At 73.7% G+C, this 22,009-nt stretch carries 20 protein-coding genes; 8 read left to right on the top strand and 12 right to left on the bottom strand.

The features are described 5' to 3' along the window. Positions 1–2: 2 nt before the first annotated feature. Entirely contained in the window at positions 3–1,034 is a 1,032-nt protein-coding gene (locus QQM67_RS11015; protein ID WP_314173769.1) for an N-acetylglucosamine kinase, read from the top strand. A gap of 106 nt (positions 1,035–1,140) precedes the next feature. Continuing rightward, complete coding sequence (locus tag QQM67_RS11010) at positions 1,141–2,130, top strand: hypothetical protein (RefSeq protein WP_314173511.1); 990 nt, start codon at positions 1,141–1,143, stop codon at positions 2,128–2,130. 283 nt (positions 2,131–2,413) lie between these two features. Here QQM67_RS11010 and QQM67_RS11005 read toward each other — a convergent pair whose 3' ends face one another. After that, the gene (locus QQM67_RS11005; RefSeq protein ID WP_314173768.1) at positions 2,414–3,493 is read right to left on the bottom strand and encodes a lactonase family protein; all 1,080 of its coding nucleotides are present in this window, start codon (positions 3,491–3,493) and stop codon (positions 2,414–2,416) included. 191 nt (positions 3,494–3,684) lie between these two features. Between QQM67_RS11005 and QQM67_RS11000 the strand changes: the two genes are divergently transcribed. Next, on the top strand, positions 3,685–4,377 hold the full coding sequence (locus QQM67_RS11000; protein WP_314173510.1) for an HAD family hydrolase: 693 nt from the start codon (positions 3,685–3,687) through the stop codon (positions 4,375–4,377). Between the two features lie 16 nt (positions 4,378–4,393). Here the strand turns inward: QQM67_RS11000 and QQM67_RS10995 are convergent, their stop codons facing one another. From QQM67_RS10995 to QQM67_RS10985, 3 genes are all read right to left on the bottom strand, one after another. Continuing rightward, positions 4,394–5,071, bottom strand: a complete 678-nt coding sequence (locus tag QQM67_RS10995) for a ScbR family autoregulator-binding transcription factor (protein WP_314173509.1) — start codon at positions 5,069–5,071, stop codon at positions 4,394–4,396. 205 nt (positions 5,072–5,276) lie between these two features. Beyond that, positions 5,277–6,239 (bottom strand): NAD-dependent epimerase/dehydratase family protein, encoded by a 963-nt coding sequence (locus QQM67_RS10990; RefSeq protein WP_314173508.1) that lies wholly within the window; start codon positions 6,237–6,239, stop codon positions 5,277–5,279. Beyond that, a complete protein-coding gene (locus tag QQM67_RS10985) occupies positions 6,236–6,853 on the bottom strand; it encodes a ScbR family autoregulator-binding transcription factor (protein WP_314173507.1) in 618 nt (205 codons plus the stop codon). The genes QQM67_RS10990 and QQM67_RS10985 overlap by 4 nt, the downstream gene beginning before the upstream one ends. Positions 6,854–6,963: 110 nt before the next feature. Here QQM67_RS10985 and QQM67_RS10980 point away from each other — a divergent pair, with 110 nt between their 5' ends. Further along, the gene (locus QQM67_RS10980) at positions 6,964–8,010 is read left to right on the top strand and encodes a ScbA/BarX family gamma-butyrolactone biosynthesis protein (RefSeq protein WP_314173506.1); all 1,047 of its coding nucleotides are present in this window, start codon (positions 6,964–6,966) and stop codon (positions 8,008–8,010) included. A 167-nt stretch (positions 8,011–8,177) separates the two neighbouring features. Continuing rightward, a complete protein-coding gene (locus QQM67_RS10975) occupies positions 8,178–9,131 on the top strand; it encodes a HemK family protein methyltransferase (protein WP_314173505.1) in 954 nt (317 codons plus the stop codon). Here the strand turns inward: QQM67_RS10975 and QQM67_RS10970 are convergent. After that, positions 9,128–10,654 carry a purine-cytosine permease family protein gene (locus QQM67_RS10970; protein WP_314173504.1) on the bottom strand — a complete coding sequence of 509 codons (1,527 nt, stop codon included), beginning with the start codon at positions 10,652–10,654 and terminating at the stop codon, positions 9,128–9,130. The genes QQM67_RS10975 and QQM67_RS10970 overlap by 4 nt on opposite strands. A 543-nt stretch (positions 10,655–11,197) precedes the next feature. Here QQM67_RS10970 and QQM67_RS10965 point away from each other — a divergent pair. Continuing rightward, positions 11,198–11,545 (top strand): hypothetical protein, encoded by a 348-nt coding sequence (locus tag QQM67_RS10965; protein ID WP_314173503.1) that lies wholly within the window; start codon positions 11,198–11,200, stop codon positions 11,543–11,545. Between the two features lie 147 nt (positions 11,546–11,692). Here QQM67_RS10965 and QQM67_RS10960 read toward each other — a convergent pair whose 3' ends face one another. The 7 genes from QQM67_RS10960 to QQM67_RS10930 all read right to left on the bottom strand — a co-directional run bounded on the left by QQM67_RS10960 (position 11,693) and on the right by QQM67_RS10930 (position 19,645). Next, positions 11,693–12,109, bottom strand: a complete 417-nt coding sequence (locus QQM67_RS10960; protein ID WP_314173502.1) for an ATP-binding protein — start codon at positions 12,107–12,109, stop codon at positions 11,693–11,695. A gap of 228 nt (positions 12,110–12,337) precedes the next feature. Beyond that, complete coding sequence (gene mnhG / locus QQM67_RS10955) at positions 12,338–12,721, bottom strand: monovalent cation/H(+) antiporter subunit G (RefSeq protein ID WP_314173501.1); 384 nt, start codon at positions 12,719–12,721, stop codon at positions 12,338–12,340. After that, complete coding sequence (locus QQM67_RS10950) at positions 12,718–13,191, bottom strand: MrpF/PhaF family protein (protein ID WP_314173500.1); 474 nt, start codon at positions 13,189–13,191, stop codon at positions 12,718–12,720. The genes mnhG and QQM67_RS10950 overlap by 4 nt, the downstream gene beginning before the upstream one ends. Beyond that, entirely contained in the window at positions 13,176–13,937 is a 762-nt protein-coding gene (locus tag QQM67_RS10945) for a Na+/H+ antiporter subunit E (protein ID WP_314173499.1), read from the bottom strand. The genes QQM67_RS10950 and QQM67_RS10945 overlap by 16 nt, the downstream gene beginning before the upstream one ends. Next, a complete protein-coding gene (locus QQM67_RS10940) occupies positions 13,934–15,673 on the bottom strand; it encodes a Na+/H+ antiporter subunit D (protein ID WP_399066155.1) in 1,740 nt (579 codons plus the stop codon). Before QQM67_RS10940 ends, QQM67_RS10945 begins: the two co-directional genes overlap by 4 nt. A gap of 238 nt (positions 15,674–15,911) precedes the next feature. Beyond that, the gene (locus QQM67_RS10935; protein WP_314173498.1) at positions 15,912–16,547 is read right to left on the bottom strand and encodes a Na(+)/H(+) antiporter subunit C; all 636 of its coding nucleotides are present in this window, start codon (positions 16,545–16,547) and stop codon (positions 15,912–15,914) included. Next, positions 16,544–19,645, bottom strand: coding sequence for a Na+/H+ antiporter subunit A (locus QQM67_RS10930; protein ID WP_314173497.1), 3,102 nt, complete (start codon positions 19,643–19,645; stop codon positions 16,544–16,546). Before QQM67_RS10930 ends, QQM67_RS10935 begins: the two co-directional genes overlap by 4 nt. 348 nt (positions 19,646–19,993) lie before the next feature. On the opposite strand from QQM67_RS10930, the gene QQM67_RS10925 reads away from it, so the two are divergent. Continuing rightward, positions 19,994–20,188: a hypothetical protein gene (locus tag QQM67_RS10925; protein WP_314173496.1), complete on the top strand. Its 195-nt coding sequence runs from the start codon at positions 19,994–19,996 to the stop codon at positions 20,186–20,188. 86 nt (positions 20,189–20,274) lie between these two features. Further along, positions 20,275–21,942, top strand: a complete 1,668-nt coding sequence (locus QQM67_RS10920; protein ID WP_399066151.1) for a hypothetical protein — start codon at positions 20,275–20,277, stop codon at positions 21,940–21,942. Positions 21,943–22,009 lie beyond the last annotated feature (67 nt).

Genomic DNA, 22,009 nt, shown 5'->3' with positions numbered 1-22,009 from the left:
CGGTGCCGGCGCCGGGCCCGGAGCGGTCCGCGTCCGGCGGCGCGGCGCAAGAGCGGGTGTGGGTGCTCGGAGCCGACTCGGGGGGCTCGGGGCTGCGCATCGCGCTGGCCGACGCGTCACGCCCGGGGGCGGCCCCGGAGACCGTGGGCACGGCCGGCTCGTCCGAGCCCGTCCGCACCGGCGCCGACGGCATCGACGCCGAACACATGCTGGCCCAACTGGTGCCCGCCGCACGGAGCCTGCTCGCCGAAGCGGGCGAGGAGGACGCGGGTCTGGACGCCGTGTGCGTCGGCGCGGCGGGAATGGCGACCCTGGGCGCGGGCCTGCGCGCGAGCCTCCCCGGGGCGCTGAGACGGGAGTTCGGCACCCGGCACGTCGCACTCGCCGCCGACGGCGTGACCGCGTACGCGGGCGCTCTGGGCGAACTGCCCGGCGCCGTGGTCGCGGGGGGCACCGGTCTCATCGCCACGGGCACCGACCTGCGGGCCTGGCGGCGCGTGGACGGATGGGGGCATCTGCTCGGCGACTGCGGCGGCGGCGCCTGGATCGGGCAGGCCGGTCTCCAGGCCGCGATGCGCGCGTTCGACGGCCGGGAGGGAGGCTCGCGGCCGCTCCGGGAACGGGCCGAGGCCCGCTTCGGCACGCCCCTGAGCGGGCTGCCGCCGCAGCTGTATCCCCGTACCGACCGGCCCGCGGTGCTCGCCGCCTTCGCGCCCGACGTCGCCGCGTGCGCGGCCGACGGCGACCCCGTGGCCGTCACGTTGATGCGCGCCGCGGCGTGGGAGATCGCCACGGCCGCGGCGGCCGCCTGCCCCTCCGCGGAGGGCGCGGCCGTGGCTCTGACCGGCGGCCTCTTCCGGATCGGCGCACCGCTCGCCGAGCCGCTGCGGGCCGAGTTGGCCCGGCGCGTGCCGCACGCACGTATCCGCTCCCCTCAGGGCACCCCGCTGGACGGCGCGCTGCTCGTCGCCGCCCGGCTCACCGAGGGTGCGCTCCGGCTTCCGCCCGACCCCGCGCTGCTGTCCCTGAGTTGAGAAACCCGGCAAACAGGAACAACTTCCGCACGGATCAAAAGGGCATTTCAGGCCAGTCTCCCCCGCCTGAACTGCCGCGTCCCACAAGGCGTTAACATGCGGGCGCATGAGCTCCCCCACTGACCCGGACAACGGCCTGCCAGTACGAATGCCGCGTCCACGCAGGCCCGGAAGGCACCGCAAGCCGGAGCCTGTTGTTGCACCAGAGAACGCCCCTGCGCTGGTACTCGCCGTGCCCGGCACCCCCTCCGGCACCGTCCGCGGCATCGCCGAGGAGATCCTCAGCATCGCCCGCTCGGAGCTGCCGGGGATGGACGCCCGGATCGGTTACGTGGAGGGCGACGGCGAGGAATACCCCACGCTCGGGAGTGTCCTGTCCCAGACCGCCGCCGACCAGCAGGCCGCCGAGGAGCGCGCCGCCGAACTGGCCGCCGTCGAGGCCGCGGAGAGCGGAACGGAGGGCGCCCATGCGGAGCCCGCCGCCCGCCAGGCCCCGAAGACGGGGGCGGAGGAGCGCCTCGTCGCGCTCGTCATCCCGCTGCTGGCCGGCCCGGACGCCGCGGGCATGCGGCAGATACGGCAGGCGGTGCTCTCCAGCGGCACGGGCGCGGAACTCACCGACGTGCTGGGCCCGCATCCGCTGCTCGCCGAGGGAGTGCACGTGAAGCTCTCCGAGGCGGGCCTGGCACGCGCCGACCGCGCCCGGCTGTTCACCGTCGCGACCGCCGCGGACGGCATCATCCTCGCGTCCGTCGGTGGCGAGGAGGCGGTGCAGGCCGCGGGCATCACCGGCATGCTGCTGGCCGCGCGGCTGGCCGTCCCCGTGCTCGCCGCGGGCCTCGACGAGGCCGGAGCGGTGGCGCGCGTGGCCGAGCAACTGCGCGAGTCGGGATCCCAGCAACTCGCGGTCGCCCCCTGCCTCATCGGCCCCGAGGTCCCGGAGGGGCTGCTGGACGCGGCAGCGGCCGAGGCCGGCTGTGCCGTGGCCGAGCCGCTGGGCGCCTACCCGGCGGTGGGCAAGCTGGTGGCGTCCACGTACGCGGCGAAGCTCGGCATACCGCACCAGCAGTCGCCGCAGGGCCTGGCGGCGCGCTGACGCAGGCGGGCCGGGCGAGCTCCTCGGTCCGCGTGCCGGTGCCATACGGAGGCGGTGTGCCCGTCGGAGACGACGGGGCGCGCCGCCTCTCGCGCGCGCGGACGGGCCGGGTCGGAGCCGGGGTGGACCAGGGCCCGGAACCGGAGCTGTGAGCTGTCAGCTGTCAGCTGTCAGCTGTCAGCTGTCAGCTGTCAGAGACCGTAAGCCGAATCCGTGCACCGAAGCCGTGGGCCGGAGTCCCCGAACTCCCGCCGTGAGCCCGCCCGCACTCCCCTGGCCCGCCTCAGCCGAAGACGATGCAGCTCGCCGCGGGAGCGGCCAGCGTCCCCACGCGGTGCGGGGTCCCGGTCGCCTGGTCGATGCCGAACCAGGTGACGTCGCCGGAGCGTTCGTTCGCCGCGTAGAGCCAGCGGCCGGACGGATGCAGCGCGAGGTCGCGCGGCCAGTGCCCGCCGCACGGCACCGTCCCCATCAGCTCTATCGAGTCGCCGGAGGCGGCGACCGTGAACACCGAGATGCTGTCGTGCCCGCGGTTGGCGGCCCACGCGAACCGCCCGTCCCGCGAAACGGTCAGCTCCGAGGGGTAGTTGCGCTCCGGGGCCGCGCCGTTCGGCACGGTGGCGGCCCCGCCCAGCGCTTCGAGTGCGCCGGTCGCCGCGTCCCAACTGCACACGGTCACCGTGGAGTCGAGCTCGCACACGACGTAGGCGTGGGCGCCGCCCGGGTGGAAGGTCAGGTGCCGCGGCCCGCTGCCGGGAGGCATGCACGCCTCGGCGTACGGCAGCGGCTCGCCCTCCGGGCAGGCGTCGCGCAGATCGTAGATCCACACCGAGTCGGTACCGAGGTCGACGGAGAGCAGCCACCGGCCGGACGGGTCCGGGACGACGGCGTGCGCGTGCGGTCCCTCCTGCCGCTGCGCCTCGGGGCCGCTGCCGGTGTGCTGGTGCACGGACGCGCGTCCGCCGAGCGTGCCGTCCGCCCGCACGGGCAGTGCGCTGATGCTCCCCGAGCCGTAGTTCGCGGTGATGAGGTGGCCGGCGGCGATGGTCAGATGGGTCGGTCCCCCGCCTCTGACGAGGGCCGGCTCGCCCAGCGGCTCGGGTCTGTCCCGGTCGGCGAGGGAGAAGGCCGCGGCACCGCCCGCGTCGCGCTCGCTGACCGCGTAGAGGTGTCCGCCGGGGCTGCCCGGCCCGCCGGGGCCGTCGGTGAGCGTGAGGTACGAGGGGTCGGGGACGAGCGTCTCCGTGTGGTGCAGCTCCGTCAGCGCGCCGCTCTCCGGGTCGAGTTCGGCGGTGGTGATGCCCCGGCCGCCGGCCGAGGTGAACGACCCGATGTACGCCCTGTCGGCCCACTGCCCGCTCACTTCGGTCACGACGCCGCACCCTTCCCTGTCAGACGGTTCCCCTCGGACGGATGCGCCGGGACGGATCCGCCGAGACAATTCCGTGATCTTGGCCGACCGTAGCAGCGCCCGGCGCGAGTCGGGGTTTCCCGATCACACACGCCCGCGGTCCGGGTCATACCCGCGCGGTGCCTCTTGGCACCCTGGTCGCCATGGACAGCTCTCCGGCCACGGCCACCGCCGTGATCTTCGACCTCGACGGCACCCTCGTGGACAGCGAACCCCACTACTTCGAGGCGGGGCGGCACGTGCTGGCCGCCCACGGCGTCACGGACTTCACCTGGCGGGACCACACCCGGTTCGTCGGCATCAGCACCCGCGAGACGATGGAGACGCTCCGCGCCGAGCACGCGATCGCCGCGCCCGTCGAGCAGTTGCTCGCGGAGAAGAACCGCCGCTATCTGGAGCTGGCCGCGCGCTCCACGCCGGCCTTCCCCGGGATGCGCGGCCTCGTCGAGCGACTGCACGCCGCCGCCTGCCCGTTGGCGGTGGCCTCCGGTTCGTCGCGGGCGGCCATCGACGCGGTGCTCGCGGGGTCGGGCCTGGCGGCGCTGCTGCCCGTACGGGTCTCGGCGGACGAGGTCGCCCACGGCAAACCGGAGCCGGACGTCCTCCTGGAGGCGGCACGGCGGCTGGGCACGGCCCCGGAGGACTGCGTCGTGCTGGAGGACGCACCGCCCGGCGCCGAGGCGGCCCGCCGGGCAGGCATGCGGTGCGTGGCGATTCCGTACGTACGGGGGACGGAACGGGATCCGGGGTTCGCCTCGGCGGGCCTGCTCTTCCCGGGCGGGCAGGGCGAGTTCGACCCGCGGCGTGCCTTCGACTGGATCACGGGCGCCGGGTGACGCCGGCGAGCGCGGCTCAGCCGGCGGCGTGCGGCTGCCCGCCCGCGGCGGCGGCCCGCAGCCAGTCCGTCTCCGTGCCCGCGCTCCACAGGTCCTCGGGCCCGGGCTGCGTCACGAGCCCGTGCAGCAGCAGCTGCCAGTGAGCCGCCAGGCGCTGGTGGACGTCGACACCGGAGTCGTCCGCCCGGCTCGCGCGCTCGGAGTGCGCCCCCGAAGCGAGGCAGAAGGCGAGCTCCGCGACGGACTCCGCGGTGGCCTCGCAGCGCAGCGTGCCCTCCTTCTCCGCCTCGCGCGCGACGTCCGTGAAGACCTGCTGCCAGCAGGCGAGCGGGTTGATCTCCGGGTCGGGCGGGGTGTCCAGCTCCCGGGCGAGCTTCACCGCCGCCCTGGCCAGGTGGTCGTGCTCCAGCTGATGCGCCACCAGGTGGGTCAGGTCGATGAGCGTCTGCAGCGCGGGCTGCTCCTTGGCGCGCAGCGACTCGGCCGCCCTGTACGTCCGGGAGCATGCCTCGCGCCGTACGGTGTCAGCCAGTTCCTCCTTGCTCCCGAAGTGGAAGGAGAGAGCGCCCTTGCTCATCGCTGCGCCGCGGCTGACCTCGAAGAGCGTGGTGCGCTGGTAGCCGAGACGGTCGAACGACGTCGCGGCCGCCATCGTCAGTGCCTGCCGGGTGAGTTCTGCACGCTCTTGCCTCATTCGGCTGTTTTCCCTTCATGCGATCCGGCCCGCGGGGAGACGAGCCGTCAGAAGCGGCGGTCGTGGGGGAGGAAGAAGTGCCGCCGCCCCCACAAACATACAAAGTGTTCTGTTTTTTTGCTCCGGAAGAGATGACAGAGCCGGTTGACTGAAACTTGTCGTCGGTTGTTCCGGCGGTGCCGACGGGCGGCGTGACGCCTTCGCGTCAGGGACGGTCCGTGCGGTCCGTAAGGGCCAGATGCGTGCGGTACCAGGGGGCGGCGGCCGCGAGCGCGGCCAACGGGCCGTCTCCGGGGGCGGATTGGCACGCCTGCCACAGCCCGGTCGCATAGTGATGGTCGAAGGCGAGGAGCGAGAGCTGACGCTCGGCGACCCGCCCGGGGTTCTTCTCCAGGAGCGCCAGGCACTCCTGCCACGTCAACTCACCGCTCACGGACGGCAGTACACCGAGTCCGGCGAGGGTGTCCAGCAGGTCCCGGTTGCGTACGGGCTCGGGGTGCACGGCGTGGTGGACGCCCCGTACGACGGGCGCGGGCCGTCCCGCTACGGGGAGCGGCAGGGAGGCCCGTACGACGAGCCGCGCCAGGTCGTCCACGTCGATCAGGGACAGCTCCGCGCGGCCTCCCCGCCAGTATCCCGGTACGCGGCGCGTCAGTTCGGCGAGCGCGGGCACGACCCAGCGGTCCCCCGGCCCGGTGATCAGACCGGCGCGCAGCACGAGGGCGTCCTCGCGCAGGGCGTGCTCCTCTGCGGCCAGGCGGCTGCGGCTGGCCGGGGATCCGGGACCGGGCTCCAGGTCGCCGACGGCGGCGCCGCGGTGGGGGCCTCGTCCGTAGACGGCGGTGGTGGACAGCTGCACGACGCGCTCGACACCGGCACGCCGTGCCTCGCGCATCAGGGCCGCCGTGCCCAAGTCGTTGACCTGCGTGCAGAGTTGCTCGTCGGAGCCGACGTGGGACGCGGCGTGTACGAGCACCCTGGCGCCGGAGCACACGCCCGTGAGGGATTCGGGGCGGGCTAGGTCGGCGTGGACCTGTTCGACGCCAGGGGGCAGCTGCCGCGGCGAGCGGGTGACGGCCCGTACGGCGGCGTCCTGCCGTACGAGCCGCCGCAGCACGGCGGATCCGATGAAGCCGCCGGCGCCCGTCAGCACGACGGGTGTGGTCATCCGGCAGCCAGCAACGGGGTGTCGGGGTTGACCACCATCTCGGCCGCGATCTGCGGCGGCGCGATGCCGAGCAGCATGTAGTGCCACAGGTCGGCGATGCGGTCGGGCAAGTCGGCACGTCTGCACGAGAGTTTGGAGAAGTGCTGCACGCCGGTGTAGCAGCCGACCAGCAGCAGCGCGAGGCGCTCCACCTCGACTCCGCTGCGCAGCTGCCCGCGCGCGGCGGCGGCGGAGAGCTGCCCGCGGAAGACCCCCGCCCACTCCAGGTACGGGGCGTCGTCGTGGAAGCCGATCTCCTCCTGCTCCACGGCCAGCCGGACCCCCGCACGCAGCAGCTTGTTGGTCTGCAACTCGCGGGCGAGGAGGAGGGTCGTGTCGATCAGGCGCTGCAACCCGTCGGGCCCGGGCGGCAGGACGACTGCGTCCCGCTGGGCGAGCATCACGGTGCGGGCCAGATCCATCTTGGAGGAGAAGTGGAAGTAGAGGGCTCCCTGGGTGATGCCCGCCCTGTGCATGATCTCCGAGATCCTTGCTGCCTTGTAGCCTCCCTCGTCGAACACCTCAGCCGCTGCTTCGAGGATCAACTGCCGCGTCTCCACGGCTCGTTGCTGCATCGGCTTCGCTCTTGCTGCCGCCATCCGACCTCGCCCCCAGAAGGTTCTATCGTTTCAGGCACAGGTCACTGTCACTTTCTTCGGACACCGTCCCACCCGGAGGACCGCACATGGCTTTCACCCCCGCTGTGCCCCATCTGCCGGAGAGCACAGCGTACTCGTGGCCGGTGCCGCGGGAGTTCGTACACAAGAGAGCCCATACGGAAGTGCTGCTGACCGGCTGGCGGCAGTGCAGCGAGCGCGAGTTCGAGGTGGGCGCCCAGTGGCCGCGGGACCACGGCTTCTGGCGCACGGACGGGGACGGTGTACAGGACCCGTTACTCCTCGTCGAGACGACGCGTCAGGTGCTGCCGCTGATCGCGCACGCCGCCTACGGGGTGCCGTCCGGGCACCAGTTGATATGGGACCACCACCACTGCGCCTTCTCGGCACCGTTCTTACCGGTGGACGGCAGCCCGGCAGAGGTCGTGCTCCGCCTGTCGGCCTCGCAGGCCCCGGACCGCAGCGCCCGGCTGCGCCGGATAGCGCTGACGATGACCGTGCACGGCGCGGGCCGCACCCTCGGCAGCGCCTCGACCGTCTACAGCGCGCACAGCCCTCAGGTCTATCGCAGGCTGCGCGGGCCCGGAACTCCCGCACCCCCGGAGGCCATGGCCGCGGCGCTCGCGCCCGCGGAGCCGCTGAGCCCGTCGCTCGTGGGGCGGGAGAGCGAACGGGAGGTGGTGCTCGGCCCGGACGGGGAGAGGGACGAAGCAGGCGACGCGGGCGGCGCCGGGAGCGGGGGCGGGGGCGAAGCCGAGGGGCGCCGGCGGCTGCGGGTGCTGACCACGAGCCCCTGGCTCTTCGACCACCCCGTCGATCACGTCCCAGGGATGCTCCTGATGGAGGCGGCACGCCAGTGCGCACACCTCGCCGCGGCCCCGTACCGGCCCCGACTGACGCGTCTGGAGGCCGAGTTCCACCGCTACGTCGACCTGGACGCGCCCAGCTGGGTCGAGTACTCGCCCGGTCCCGTCGCGGCGCCTGCTGCGGGTCCGCCGGACGGCGAGCGCACGCTGACGGTGAGCATCACGCAGCACGGCGAACCGGCCTTCACCGCGCTCGTCGGCTTCACCGTCGAGGCGGGTGCCGATGCACCCCCGCCGGTGCTCGGGTAGTGTTCCTGGCTTCAGGGACACGCCACGTCACCAGGGAGGTGGGACCGATCACCGCTGTCGTACGGGGTGCTCCTCTCCGCTTCCGCAGGCGTGCCGTCCCGCCGGCGTAGGCCCTGCCGGGAGCCGCGAGCCGGGAGCCCCCTCCGGAATCCGAGAGGTGCGCCCGCATGTCTGCCACTCCCCCTCCCGTCTCCTCGTCGCACGAGTCCCCCGTTTCCCTTCCGGCCCGGTCCTCAGCGCACTCCCCCGCGTCGCTCACCGATCTCGCCGCCCGGCTCCGGGCCGCGGGCTGCGTATTCGCCGAGGACGAGGCCGAGTTGCTGGCGTCCGCCGCCGGTACGGCCGAGGAGTTCGACGCCATGGCGGAGCGCAGAGCCGCGGGTCTGCCGCTCGAACATGTCCTGGGCTGGGCGGAGTTCTGCGGAACGCGGATCGCCGTGGAACCCGGGGTGTTCGTGCCGCGCCGCCGTACGGAGTTCCTCGTTCGGCAGGCCGCGGCCCTGACCGGGCCGGGGGCTCTCGTCGTCGATCTGTGCTGCGGTTCGGGGGCGTTGGGGGCGGCGCTGGCGGCGGCGGTCGCGCCCGCGGAGCAACGGCCGTACGGCGGCGGTGAGTCGTACCACGGGAGCGCGTCGTACGAACCGGTCGAGCGGCTCGGCCGGATCGAGCTGCATGCCGCGGACGTCGATCCCGCCGCCGTACGCTGCGCGCGCCGCAACGTCGCGGCGGCAGGCGGCCATGTCCACGAGGGCGACCTCTACGAGGCGCTGCCGCGGCGGCTGCGGGGACGCATCGAGGTGCTGCTGGCCAACGTGCCCTACGTACCGTCGGGTTCCGTGAGTCTGCTGCCCGCCGAGGCCCGCGTCCACGAGCCTCTGGTGGCGCTGGACGGCGGCGCGGACGGCCTCGACGTGCTGCGGCGGGTGGCGGCCGGGGCGGCGCGGTGGCTCGCGCCCGGCGGCAGCGTGCTGATGGAGACGGGCGAGGCGCAGGCCGGGGAGGCGGCAGCGGCCATGGAGAGCCTGGGGCTGACGGCACGGGTGGCGGGCTGCGAGGAGCTCGGGGCCACGGTCCTCATCGGGACGAGACCCGCGGGCGAGGCGTCAGAGGGCCCGCGCTAGGGCGTATCCGCTGCCGGGCCCGGGGCGGTACGGCCACCGGGGTCGCCCGGCGCCGCCGTCGAGGACGCCGGAGACGCCGGGGGCGGCGCGATCGGCGCGGGCGGTGCCGGCGGGGCGCTCTCCTGCGCCCTGACCGGGCCGCGCCCGCTCACCAGCGTCACGGCGAAGGCGAGCGCGAGGGCGGCGAGCACGCCGAGGTTGGCGGAGGCCCATCTGCCCGTGGTGCCGCCGAGGCCCAGCGGCCCCAGCAGATAGCCCTGCCAGGAGAGCCATCCGGCCGAGGAGTTGGTCACCAGGCCCCAGCCTGCGGCCGTGGCCCCGGCGAGAAGGGCGACAGGGAACCAGCGCACGTCGCCGTAGCGCCCGTTGGGCGAGAAGAGGTCGGCGTCGTCGTACGGCCGGGAGCGCAGGGCGACGTCGGCGAGCATGATGCCGCACCATGCCGCGACGGGGACGCCGAGTGTGGTGAGGAATCCCGTGAAGGAGCCGAGGAAGCCCGCGGAGAAGAAGACGATGTACACGGTGCCCGCGCCCATGAGCACGCCGTCGACGGCGGCCGCGACGGGGCGCGGGATGCGCGCACCGGCGGCCAGCAGCGCCAGCCCGGAGGAGTAGATGTCCAGCACCGCGCCGCCGACGAGCCCCAGCACGGCGACGAGCGCGAACGGTACGAGGAACCAGCCCGGCAGTGCGCCCGTCAGCGCACCGATGGGGTCCTCGGCGATCGCCGCGCTCAGGTCCGCCGAGGAGCCCGCGAGAAGCAGAAGGAAGACGAGCAGCACCACCGGGGCCGCCGACGCTCCCAGCGCCGTCCAGCCCGCGACGGCCCTGCCCGGACTGCGCCTGGGCAGGTAACGGGCGTAGTCCGCCGCGGCGTTGACCCACCCGAGCCCGAACCCCGTCATGAGGAAGACCAGGGCGCCGATGACGTCCTGGACGGAGCCGGCGGGCAGCGCGCGCACGGACTCCCAGCGGATCTCGTCGGCCGCCAGGACGATGTAGACGGCGGTCAGCGCGGCCGTCACCACGGTGATGGCCGTCTGCATCCGCATGATCAGATCGAAGCCGACGACGCCGGCCAGCACCGTGAGGACGGAGACGACGACCAGCGCGGCGATCTTCGTCGCCGTGCCTCCGCCCCAGCCGAGCCTGTCGAAGACGGTGGCCGTCGCGAGCGTCGCGAGGCTCACCAGGACCGTCTCCCAGCCGACGGTCAGCATCCAGGAGACCGCGGAGGGCAGCCTGTTGCCCCGTACTCCGAACGCGGCGCGGCTGAGCACCATCGTCGGTGCCGAGCCGCGCTTCCCCGCCACCGCGATGAAGCCGCAGAGCAGGAAGGAGAAGACGATGCCCACGACGCCGGCGGCCAGAGCCTGCCAGAACCCGATGCCGAACCCGAGCGCGAACGAGCCGTAACTCAACCCCAGCACCGAGACGTTGGAGGCGAACCACGGCCAGAACAGCTGCGCGGGACGGCCCTTGCGCTCGGCGTCCGCGATGACGTCGAGGCCTTTGGCCTCCACGGCGAGCGTCCCTCCGGCGGACTTCCCGCCGCCGCCCTCCCCCGTCCCGCCCCGCGGTGAACCCGCCTCCGTACCAGGCACAGCGCCCCCGTTCCGCCGGATCGATTCGCGATACGCGATACGCGATACGCGATACGCACGGAGCGTCCTGTGATCCTTGAGGCGGCGTCAAGTACGCACTGCTGCGGGGGCGTTGGACACCGCTGCGGTGCCGGCAGGCGCCGAACCGCCCCGCGCGAAGCAATCGCGTACTGCCATGACCAGCGATCGTGCCGGACCGTACTGCCCGGGGCCGGGCGCGTTCCCAACTTCCCACGGCCCGCCCGCCGTTGGAGTGCTGCGCAGGCGGGAACGGGGCGTTCTCGTCGGGAATTGCGAGGAGAACGTGCCGTTCGGTCACCCACCTGCCCGAATGAGGTAGCAGCCGTGATACTTGTGTGCGCCAATCAGAACGGCAGCTACACGGACGTGAACCGTACGGACCGGTGCGGCACGGGCATTGATCCTCCCGCGACGGAACGTACGGTCGGGACAAGGGCTTTCATGGGGACGGCGACCATACAGGTGCGAGTCCTGGCCGTCGCGGGCCGGCGTGTGTGGATGGCGGTGAGCGGCACCCTGTGCGCCGCCACGCTCAGAGTCCTCCACTACAGCCTCTGCGCCCGAGTCACGGACGAGCGGACGCAGTTCTACCTCGACCTCAACGCCGTGCACTGGGACGAGGCCGTGGCCCCCGCCGAACTCCCCCGGCTGCTGCCCGTCGGCGGCCGGCTGCGCTTCCACATCGTCGGAGCGCACGAGCGCTTCCGCGCACCGCTGCGAGCGGACGGGCGGTGCCGGTTCCATTCGGACGTCGCCTCCGCGTGGGCGGCGTGGTCGGGACAGCCATGAACGGCGCCCGGAATCACGGCGGTTGGGCTGGGCGGAGCCGCTCACGGAGAACCGGTTACCGGGTCGGTTGCGCGGACCGAGGTGACCACGCCGTGGCAGCGGGGACGGCGTCCGGCCACCGGCCGGGGAGCCGGAGCCCTCCTCCTGCTAGGCGGCGTCCAGGACGGCGCTGACGGTCTTGCCTCCCCCGGGCGCCGCGGTGACGTCGAGACGGCGGGCGAGCATGCCGACCATCGCGATGCCCCGGCCGCTCTCGCACTCGCGCCCGGCCTGGCGGATACGGGGCAACCGGCCCCCGTCGTCGCGGACTTCGACCGTGACGGTGTCCTCGCCGCTGCTCAGCCGCAACCGGCAGCGTCCCCCGCCGTGCAAGGTGGCGTTGGTGACGAGCTCCGAGACGACCAGCCTCGCCTCCTCCACACGCCGTGCCGCCTGCGGCGGTGTCCGGGAGCCGGTGAGGAATCCGGTGGTCAACTGGCGTGCCACACGGGCGGATGCGGCTCGCCGCGGCAGCGTGTACTCGACGCGTGCTGTGCGCCGCGGGAGACGCGAGCTCGCGTGCATGACGTTCACTTCCTCTCGGTGGCGGCGCCTGCCCGGGAGGCGGTGCCGCCGTCCGCGCGAATCGAGACCTGCACGTGCTGGTTCCCTGAGGGAGGCCGGGCATTCACCGGAGGCGGGCCGCCGCGCGTCCGGGCACGGGAAATCCACCATTCCGCCGCGTTCTTCACGAAAGCCGCCTCACGACTCCGGGGAACCGGGCCCCGGGTCGACGGTTCGTGAGTCGGCGCTTCACCTGCCGGGGCTCTCGCCGGGGTTGCTTTCGTGGGGCGCCACGCTGAACTCTTCGCCGAACTCGTCGACGACGAGATGTTCTCGGTCCGTCCTGCCCGTCCGGTAGGCGGCGCGGCCCACCATGTGCGCCGCCACGGGCACGGTCAGCAGCTGGAAGAGCCCGACCAGGATCAGCGTGCCCAGGTCCGCCGCGCTGCGCAGCCGCAGTCCCGCCCCGATGAGTACGAGCAGCAGGCCGAGCGCCTGCGGCTTGGTGGCCGCGTGCATGCGCGTCAGCACATCGGGCAGCCGCACCAGCCCGATCCCGGCGAGCAGGCACAGCACCGCGCCCGCCGTCATGCAGACCAGTGCGGCCCCGTCGGCCGCGTCCGAATACCTCATGAGCCGCTCCCCTGTTCCGTTCCGCCGCCTGGCTCCGCGTCCCGCCGCCCGTACCCTGCCTGCTTTCCCCGCTTTTCCCGGTTTCGCTTCTCCCGGTTTCCCCGCCTGCCTCTCCTGTCCCCCTGGCCCCCGTTCTCTGCGCTCCCCGCGCCGCCTGCGCCGGGCTCGCCGGAGCCGTCTCCGGAGTCCTCGTCGGGGTCCTCGCTTCCGGCCTCGTCCCGCAGCGCGAGGAAGCGCGCGATGCTCACCGAGCCGGTGAAGCCGAGGAACGCGAGGACGAGCAGCGCCGGAAGGTAGTAGGGGATCTCCTGCGCGGCGGTGAGCACCCCGATACCGGCCATGACGACCGCGACCAGCGCGTCGAGGGCGACGGCCCGGTCGAGCGTCGAGGGCCCGCGCACCAGCCGTACGACGACGAGCACACCGGAGGCGAGCAGCAGGCCAACGACCGTGCTCAGAGCGGCGTCCACGGACCGCTCCTCCCACCGGAGTCCCCACCGGACTCCCCACCGCCGCTGCCGCCGCCGGGCCCGCCGGTTCCGGAACCGGACCCGTTTCCGGAACCGCCCGCCCCGCCCCGCCCGGCCCGCGCGTCGAGGACGGCCACGTCCGCGCGGGTGCCGAAGGCGCGGACGACGCGGTCCTCCAGGCGCAGCACCTCGTAGCGGGCGCGCTCCCGTTCGGACTCGTGACCGGCGCCCACCACATGCACGTACAGCGTGCCGGACGCGCGGTGCACATCGAGCACGTTGCTTCCCGGTACGGCCGCGACCGCGACGGACGTCACCGTCAGCATCAGGTCGCTGGGGCTGCGCATCCTCACCGCCAGCACGGCGCACAGGGGCGTCCCCGGCCCGAGGATGTACCTGTTGAGGCGCCAGCTGGAGACCCCCATGTCGATGACGAAGCGGACCGTGAAGCGGAGCACGGCGAACGGCCGCAGCCGCACCTGGGTCTGGATCGGGGGAAGCGGAAAGATCACGCAGACGACGACGCCGACGATGACCCCCGTCACGACGTTGGCGACGCTCAACGTCCCCCACAGCAGCACCCACAGCACGGTCAGCCACAGCACCGTCGGCCACTGCGCCGCCCTGATCCGGCTGCTGAAGCGGCGGCGGCCGTGCGCGCCGCCCGAAGGTCCGCTGCCCGCTCCTCCGTCCGCACTCGCCGGTCCGCTCCCCGCTGCGGCTCCCGTGCCGGGTGGTTCGCTCATCGTCCCGTCACAGCCGTCACGTAGGGCGTACGGGCCGTCAACTCGCCCGCCACCCGGGCGGTCAGCGAGGACAGCGGCCCCGCGAGCACGGTGAAGGCCAGCCCGGCGGCCACCAGCGCGGCGGTCGGTACGAGCATCGCGGCGGGCGGCTGCCCGGTGGTGATGGCGCGGCCCGCGAAGCTGGTGGTCCCGGCCCGCCCGGCGAGCACGTCCACATCCACGGCTCCGCTCCCCCCGGAGGACGCTCCCTGCTCCCGGCCTCCCTGTTCCCGGCCCCCGCGTTCCCGGCCCTCCTGCTCCGGGCGGGCCGGAGGCTCCTCCGGCGACTCCTCGTCCGTCTCGACGGTGTCGAGCACGACGCCCACCACGTACAACTGCGGCGGTGCCGCCCGCCAGAAGCCCAGGTTCCACGCCTTGGCGAGGGCGTACAGCGTGAGCAGGCTCGTCGCGCTGCCGGCGGCGATCAGCACGTAGACCATGGCCCCGCCGTGCGCGACGCCCGCGCGCAGCAGCCCGAACTTGCCCAGGAATCCCGGCAGCGGCGGCACCCCCGCGAGGTTCATGGCCGGTACGAAGAAGACGAGGCCGAGCACCGGCGAGAGCTTCGCGATGCCGCCGAGACGCCGCAGATCCGTGGTGACGCCGCGGCGTTCGACGAGGCCGACGACGAGGAACAGCGTGGTCTGCACCGTGATGTGGTGCACGACGTAGAAGACGGAGCCGGCGAATCCCGCGCGGGTGGCCAGGGCGATGCCGAAGACCATGAAGCCGATGTGGCTGACGAGCGTGAAGGAGAGCAGCCGCTTGAGGTCGGTCTGCGCCACGGCCCCGAGGATGCCCACCAGCAGGGAGAGCAGCGCGAGCACCATCAGCGCACCGCTGAGCCGGTCGCCGGGGAAGAGCAGGGTCTGGGTGCGCAGCATCGCGTAGATGCCGACCTTGGTCAGCAGCCCGGCGAAGACGGCGGTGACGGGAGCGGGCGCGGTCGGATAGGAGTCGGGCAGCCAGGCGGCCAGGGGGAAGACGGCCGCCTTGGTGCAGAAGACCGTCAGCAGCGAGATCTGCGCGAGTACGGCCACACCGGCGGGCAACGCGTCGAAGCGGCGGGCGAGTTCGGCCATCGTCACGGTGCCGGTCGCCGCGTAGACGACCGCGACCGCGGCGAGGAAGAGGACCGACGAGAGCAGCGAGACGATCGCGTACGTGGCTCCCGCCCGGATGCGTGTGACGGTGCCGCCCAGCGTCAGCAGCACGTAGCTGGCCGTGAGCATGATCTCGAACCCGACGTACAGGTTGAACAGGTCGCCCGCCAGGAAGGTGTCCGAGACCCCGGCCACCAGGACCAGGTACGCGGGGTGGAAGACCGACATGGGCGTGCCCTCCTCCTGGTCGGCCATGCCCTGGCCGACGGAGTAGAGCAGCACGCACAGCGTGACCGACGAGGAGACCACGAGCATGAGCGCGGAGAGCCGGTCGGCGACGAGGACGATGCCGACGGGCGGCCGCCACCCTCCGGCGAACATGACCTGCGGGCCGTACCGGTCGGCGTCGACGAGCAGCACGAGCGCGACGGCCAGAACGGTGGCCAGGACGACCGTGCTGATGACCCGCTGGGTGCGCTGAAGCCGTACGCCGATGCCGAGCTTCAGGCCCGCGGCGAAGAGCGGGAGGATCACCGGCAGGGCCACCAGGGCGGAGGCCGGGCCGTCGGCGCCCGCGGGCGAGGCGGCGATCACGGGAGCAGTCCCGTCGCGGGGCGGGCGGGAGCGCAGTGCGCGGAGGCGGACACGACAGCAGCGGCAGCGGCGGCAGCGGCCACGGTCCGGGTGCCGCCAACTGCCCGAGCGGGGAGGGTCGTTGCGGCGGCAGCGGTACGGGCCGCGCTCGCGGGGACGGCGACCGTGGCGCGGCCTGCGACGGCCGCACGACCCACGGCCGTCACGTGAACAGCGGCGGCGGCACGGAACGCGGCGGTCATCGGTCCGCCCCGAGGATCGTCTCCCACAGATCCTCCTCGGCCGCGTCCTCTTCCGTACGGGCCTCGCGCGCGTGGTGCGACCTCGTCTCCGCGCGGGCGCGCCGCCGGGCCTCGTGGAAGTGGGAGCCGGAGCGCCGCAGACGCCGCAACGCCGCCTCCCGGCCCGCGCGTTCCTCTTCCTCTCCCGCGCCGAGCAACTCCCTGCGGCGGGCGCGCCGTTCGCGCTCCCTGGGCATCCGCCGGCCGCCCTCCCCGGCGTGCTCCTCGCCGTACTCGGCGCGGTGCGCGACGCGGAGGTCCTCCACGTCGTCCTGTACGTCGTCCGTCCCGGACAGCTGCCACGCGCGGTAGGCCATCGCCGAGAGGAACGCGGTCAGCGCCAGCGTGATGACGATGGCGGTCAGCACGAACGCCTGCGGCAGCGGGTCCGAGATGCGCTGCGGTCCGAAGACCCGGTAGAGCAGCGGTGCGCGCGAGGCGGCGCCGGAGGTGGACAGGAGCAGAAGGTTGACGCCGTTGCCGAGCACGACCGTGCCCAGGACGATGCGCGTGAGCGGGCGGCTGAGCAGCATGACCGTGCCCGCGGCGATGAGGGCGCCGCCGGCGGTCACGAGCGCGAGCGTCTCGTTCATCCGCCGGCCTCTCCGCCGGCCGGGCCACCGGATGGTCCGCCTGCCGGTCCCCTGGCCTCCGCGCCGGCGCGCTTCGCGCGGTTCTCGTCGTGCAGGGTCCTCTCCACGCGCCGGTCGATCTCGGAGCCGAGGCTGCGCAGCACGTCCAGTACGACGCCGAGGACGAGCAGGTAGATACCGGTGTCGAAGAGCACGGGGCTGGAAACGTGGAACGCACCGATGACCGGCGAATCCGCGTGGTACGTGCCCGCTTTGAGCACCGAGCCGCTCAGCACCAGCCCGGTGAGCCCGGTCCCGGTCATCGTCATCAGCCCGAGCCCGAGGAGGAAACCGGCGTCGACGGGGGCGGCCGCGTCCAGTTCGTACCGTCCGCCCGCGAGATAGCGCACGGCCAGCGCCAGCCCGGCGACGAGGCCCGCGCTGAAGCCGCCGCCGGGCAGGTTCTCCGCGCAGAAGAGCAGGTAGAGGGAGAGCACGACGATGGGGTGGAACACGAGCCGTGCCAGCACCTCGAAGATCACCGAACGCCGCTCCGGGGCCAGGGTGCCGCTGGCGGAGAGCCACACCCTGCGGGGAACGGCACCCGCTCCGGTCCTCGTTCCCCGGTGCCCCTCCCCGGTGCCGCGCCGCTCCGCGCGCACCGGCCACACATGCCCGGCGCGGTGCGCGCCCCGGCCCTCGGCGCCGTGGCCGCGCCGTTCGTGGCCCGCGGGACGCCCGGCGGCCGGGGCCGGGGGCACCGTCTCGGGACCGGCGGGCCACGCCGTGACGGGGCTTCCCGTACGGCGCCGCAGGAAGACGAGGCTGGTCACGCCGACGGCGGCGACGCCGAGGACGGCGGACTCGCCGAGTGTGTCCCACGAGCGCAGATCGACCAGGGTCGTGGAGACGACGTTCTTCAGCCCGTGGTGCGAGGTGGCGGTGATCAGCCCGGGGCCCGACGGCTGCGACTCGCGGGCCGCGCCCGCCACGTACGTCAGCACGGCCGCGAAGGCGCCCGCGGCCACCCCGGTGACGACCCGTGAGATGCGCCGCAGCAGGCTGGTGCGCCGCTCGTCGGGGAAGCGGGCGGGCAGCCTGCGCAGCACGAGCACGAACACAACGAGGGAGACGGTCTCCACGGAGAACTGGGTCAGAGCGAGATCCGGCGCCCCGTGCAGCACGTACAGCACCGCCGTGCCGTAACCGGTGACACCGGCCAGGACGACGGCGGTCATGCGCTGACGCGACGTCACGCACAGCGCGGCCACCATGCAGACGGCGACGGCCACGCCGAGCTGCGGCACGGAGTCGAACCAGCGCACCGTGCCGACGTGCCGCCACGGCGGGTCGACGATCATGGCCACGCTCTGCGCCACGATCAGCACGGCGAGGACGGTCCCGAGGTAGACCGGCAGCGATCCGCGCTGCACACCGCCGGTGACTTCCAGCGCGGTGCGCTCCAGGGCCCACAGCGAGCGGGCGAAGACGTGCCGGCCCTCCGGCACCGCGAACCGCTTCCCGAGGCGTTCCACCGGGCGGGCCGCCAGGAAGAGCGCGCCTCCCCCGAGCCAGCCGAGGGCCGACAGTCCGAGCGAGGGGCTCAGGCCGTGCCACAGGGCGAGTTCGTACGGCGGGCCGGACCCGCGAAGCGTGCGGGCATAGCGGTCCAGCAGCGGTCCCACGCTGAAGACGCCCGGGCCCAGCGCCACTCCGGCCAGCGCGCACGCGGCGGCCGGAGCGGTCAGGAGCAGGCCGGTGCGCGCTCGCATCGGCGTGGGGGGCGCGTGGACCCCGTCCCGGTCGTGCTTCGTCGCGAACGCCCCCCACAGGAAGCGCAGCGTGTACGCCGTCGTCAGCACCGAGCCCACCGTGACGGCGGCCGTCACCACGCCCGGCACAGGGCCGGGCAGCGGCGCCGTGCCGGCGCCCGTCAGCGAGGTGAACGCGGCCTCCTTCGCGACGAATCCGAGCGCCGGAGGCAGCGCGGTCATCGACAGCCCGGCCGTGACGGCGACGGCGCACACCGCGGGCATCGAACGGGCCAGCCCCGACAGCCGGTCGGCCTGCCGCGTTCCGGTCGCGTGGTCGATGATGCCGACGACGAGGAAGAGCGGGGCCTTGAACAGCGCGTGCGCCAGCAGCATCGCCGTGCCCGCGAGTGCCGTGTCCCGCGTGCCCGTCCCCGTCAGGACGGTGAGGAAGCCGAGCTGGCTGACGGTGCCGTAGGCCAGGAGCCGCTTGAGGTCCCTCTCGCGCAGCGCACGCCAGCCGCCGAGGAGCATCGTCGCCGTCCCGAACCCCAGCACCGTCACCTGCCATTGCGGCGCGTGCGCGTACGCGGGCGCCAGCCGCGCCACGAGGTAGACGCCCGCCTTGACCATGGCCGCGGCGTGCAGATACGCGGAGACGGGCGTCGGCGCCGCCATGGCGCCGGGCAGCCAGAAACTGAAGGGCCACAGGGCGGACTTGGACAAAGCGCCGGCGAGGATCAGCACGAGGGCGACGGAGACGGTTCCGGCCGCGGGCGGCGGGTCGGCGAGGATGCCCGAGATGCGGTATGTACCGGCGGCCTGCCCGAGCATCAGGAGGCCGACGAGCATCGCCAGTCCGCCGGAGACGGTCACGATCAGCGCCTGGAGCGCGGCCAGCCGGTTGGGACGGCGCTCCGGCACGTGGCCGATGAGGAGAAAGGAGAAGACCGTCGTCAGCTCCCACATGACGTACAGCACGATCAGGTCGTCCGCGAGGACGAGGCCGAGCATCGCCCCGGCGAACGCGGTGAGCGTCCCCGCGAACTGCCCGAGCGAGAACGCCGGCCGGCTGAAGTAGCCCGCGCAGTAGACCAGCGCCAGCGCGCCGATGCCGCCGACGAGGGCCACCATCAGCAGGGCGAGCGCGTCGCACCGCAAGTCCAGCCCCACGCCCAGGGGGGGCATCCACGGCCACCGCTCGACGGGCGTCTCCCCTGCCGCCACGCCGCCGTACTGCCGCACCGCCCACCCCAGTGCCGCCGCGGGGATCAGGGCCAGTACGAGGAACGCGCGCGTGCCCAGCCACCGCACCAGCAGCGGAGCACAGCACGCCCCGGCGAAGTGAAGGAGGATCAGCGACAGCACAGCGCAGATGATTCCATGACGAATCAGTCATTCCTCGGACAAAGCCCACGGCTGCGGTGCAGCGCGGCCGGGACGCGGCGGGGCCGACTCCGTACATGCGCCGACGGCGCACTCGGCCTCGGCACCCCGACATGCCTTCCGGCCGCCGCACGCGACGTCCGGAACCGACCGCCACGGCCGCTTCGGGCCGAGGCCAACACCCCCTGCTCCAGCGGGAGTTCACCGTACGAACGGGTCCGCGTGCGAGCACATGACCGGCAAATCACCCGTCTGCCAGTTTCCCTGCTCAGCCACTTTCTGTGACTCTTGGAGAACTCAGGGTGAAAATCCCCTACATCAGGAGTCCCCATGATTCTCAGCGTCTCCGGCGTCCTCCTGCTCGGCTTCATCATCTTTCTCTTCACGCGCAAGGACGGGCTCAAGATCTCCCACGCGCTGGTGTGCGCGCTCTTCGGCTTCTATCTGGCGGGCACGGCGATCGCCCCCAGCATCAAGGCGGGCGGCGCGAGCCTCGCCGGGCTGCTGAGCGGCCTGAAGTTCTAGCGCGGAGCGTGCTGCGCGAGGCGCGCACCTCACCGGGCCCGCCGCACGCGCCGCGCGCCGGGCCCGCATTCGTCACAGGAGGTTCAGTGGTGCGTTGGCCGCTCACCCGGCAGCCCGCGGGCACGGGTGCCGCACATCCGGCCCTCCGCGTCGTACGGGCCGGCGCCGACGGTGCGCTGGACGTGCTGCATCCGCTCATCATGCTCGTACGGGGCCTGGCCCGGCTGACGGTCCTGGCGGTGCGCTGGTGGGCCGGGGCCCCGAAGGAGCGCCGGGGCCCGGTGCTCTTCGCCGCGGCGGTGGCGGTGATGGTGGTGGGCCTGCTGCCGTGGGGGCCGGTGTTCGCCGTGGCCCTCGTCGTGGGCGCCGCGGCCTGGCACGGGCGCGACGGCGCGCGTCCGCTCGGCGGACCCGGCGGCGAGGAGGCCGAGAACGCGCGCCTCCAGACGGTGTACGAGGCGCTCGTGCCGTACTTCGCCCTGGGGGACGATCCGGATCCAGAGCCCGTCTACGCACACGACGGCGCGTGGGAACGGGCCTTCGAGGAGGTCGAGTTCACCGACGAGGGCCGCATCGGGCGTCTCCTCGTCCGCTACCCGGCCCACTTTCCCGACAGCGACGCCGCGCACCGGCTCGCGGTGGAGAGCCGCCTGAGCGCCAAGGCCGGACGCGATCGCGAGTACCGCTTCGTGTGGGACGAGGAGCGCAACCAGCTGGAGATGACGGTCCCCGAGCCGCTGCCGCAGGGCATCCGCGCCCAGCGCTTCGTGACGGGCCCCGGCGAGATCGTGCTCGGCTTCACCGACCCCGAGGCGGTGCCGCGCCGGATCCCGGTCACCGACGGCGACCGGGCGCGCGACGTCCCGCCGGTGGTGTGGCGCACCGGTGCCCGCTCGGCGCAGTCGCATCTGCTCGTCGTCGGGGCGCCCGGCGCGGGTTCGAGCACGCTGCTGCGGTCGGTCGTGCTCCAGGCGCTCCAGGACGGCGACGTGCTCGTCGTGGAAGGCGGCGGCTCCGGCGAGTTCGCGTGCCTGACGGGGCGTGAGGGCGTGCTGGCCGTCGAGACGTCGCCGGCCGGTGCGGTGGCGTCGCTGGAGTGGGCGGTGCACGAGACGGAGCGCCGGCTCTCGGCTGCGAGCCGCGCGCGGCACGCGGGGCTCCCGCTTCCGGAGGATGTGCGGCGTCCGCTGTGGGTGGTCCTCGACCGTCCGGCGGCGCTGAGCCATCTCGCGCGCGCGGAGGGGCGGCGTGACCCCCAGGAACTGCTCCAGGTTCCGCTGCGGCACGGCCGGGCGGCGCATGTGACGGTCGCGGTGGCGGAGCACTTCGAGTGCGCGGACGGGCTGGGCCCCGCGGTGCGCTCGTACTCCAGAGCGCGAGTGCTGCTCGGCGCGGCCTCGCCGGAGGAGGCGTGGGCGGTGCTCGGCGAGGCCACGCTCTCCCCGCCGGACCCGGACGCCGCGCCGGGCCGGGGCTTCGCGCGGCTGGGCGCCGGGCCGGTGCTGAGGTTGCAGGTCCCCGCGGCGCCCGACCCGCTGGACGACGCGGCGGGCGAGGCCGAGCGGCAGGCGGTGCTGGCCCTGCTGCCGCCGCTGGCGGGATCGCAGGCGCGGGCCCTGGCGGGACAGGCCGCCCACCCGACGGAGCTGCCCGCCAAGTCACCCCACATGTCCGGGACTTCGCAACGCCCGGTCCCACCAGGCACCGATCCGGGACCGGGGCCGGACCCGGAGACACGGAGTCAGGCCACGTAGGTACGCGGCCCGCCGCCCCCGACACCGCACCCGTACGAACATCGCAGGCACCGGCCCGGCCACACAG

Origin of the sequence: Streptomyces winkii, from assembly GCF_032248595.1 — a bacterium.
GTDB classification, from domain to species: Bacteria; Actinomycetota; Actinomycetes; order Streptomycetales; family Streptomycetaceae; genus Streptomyces; species Streptomyces winkii.
The sequence above is the reverse complement of the archived record's forward strand: the minus strand, read 5'-3'. Positions and strand labels throughout refer to the sequence as shown.

Coding starts and splice junctions, on each gene's coding strand:
- QQM67_RS11010 (WP_314173511.1), top strand. CDS start 1,141: ATGAGCTCCCCCACTGACCCGGACAACGGCCTGCCAGTACGAATGCCG.
- QQM67_RS11000 (WP_314173510.1), top strand. CDS start 3,685: ATGGACAGCTCTCCGGCCACGGCCACCGCCGTGATCTTCGACCTCGAC.
- QQM67_RS10995 (WP_314173509.1), bottom strand. CDS start 5,071: ATGAGGCAAGAGCGTGCAGAACTCACCCGGCAGGCACTGACGATGGCG.
- QQM67_RS10990 (WP_314173508.1), bottom strand. CDS start 6,239: ATGACCACACCCGTCGTGCTGACGGGCGCCGGCGGCTTCATCGGATCC.
- QQM67_RS10985 (WP_314173507.1), bottom strand. CDS start 6,853: ATGCAGCAACGAGCCGTGGAGACGCGGCAGTTGATCCTCGAAGCAGCG.
- QQM67_RS10980 (WP_314173506.1), top strand. CDS start 6,964: ATGGCTTTCACCCCCGCTGTGCCCCATCTGCCGGAGAGCACAGCGTAC.
- QQM67_RS10975 (WP_314173505.1), top strand. CDS start 8,178: ATGTCTGCCACTCCCCCTCCCGTCTCCTCGTCGCACGAGTCCCCCGTT.
- QQM67_RS10965 (WP_314173503.1), top strand. CDS start 11,198: ATGGGGACGGCGACCATACAGGTGCGAGTCCTGGCCGTCGCGGGCCGG.
- QQM67_RS10960 (WP_314173502.1), bottom strand. CDS start 12,109: ATGCACGCGAGCTCGCGTCTCCCGCGGCGCACAGCACGCGTCGAGTAC.
- mnhG (WP_314173501.1), bottom strand. CDS start 12,721: ATGAGGTATTCGGACGCGGCCGACGGGGCCGCACTGGTCTGCATGACG.
- QQM67_RS10945 (WP_314173499.1), bottom strand. CDS start 13,937: ATGAGCGAACCACCCGGCACGGGAGCCGCAGCGGGGAGCGGACCGGCG.
- QQM67_RS10935 (WP_314173498.1), bottom strand. CDS start 16,547: ATGAACGAGACGCTCGCGCTCGTGACCGCCGGCGGCGCCCTCATCGCC.
- QQM67_RS10925 (WP_314173496.1), top strand. CDS start 19,994: ATGATTCTCAGCGTCTCCGGCGTCCTCCTGCTCGGCTTCATCATCTTT.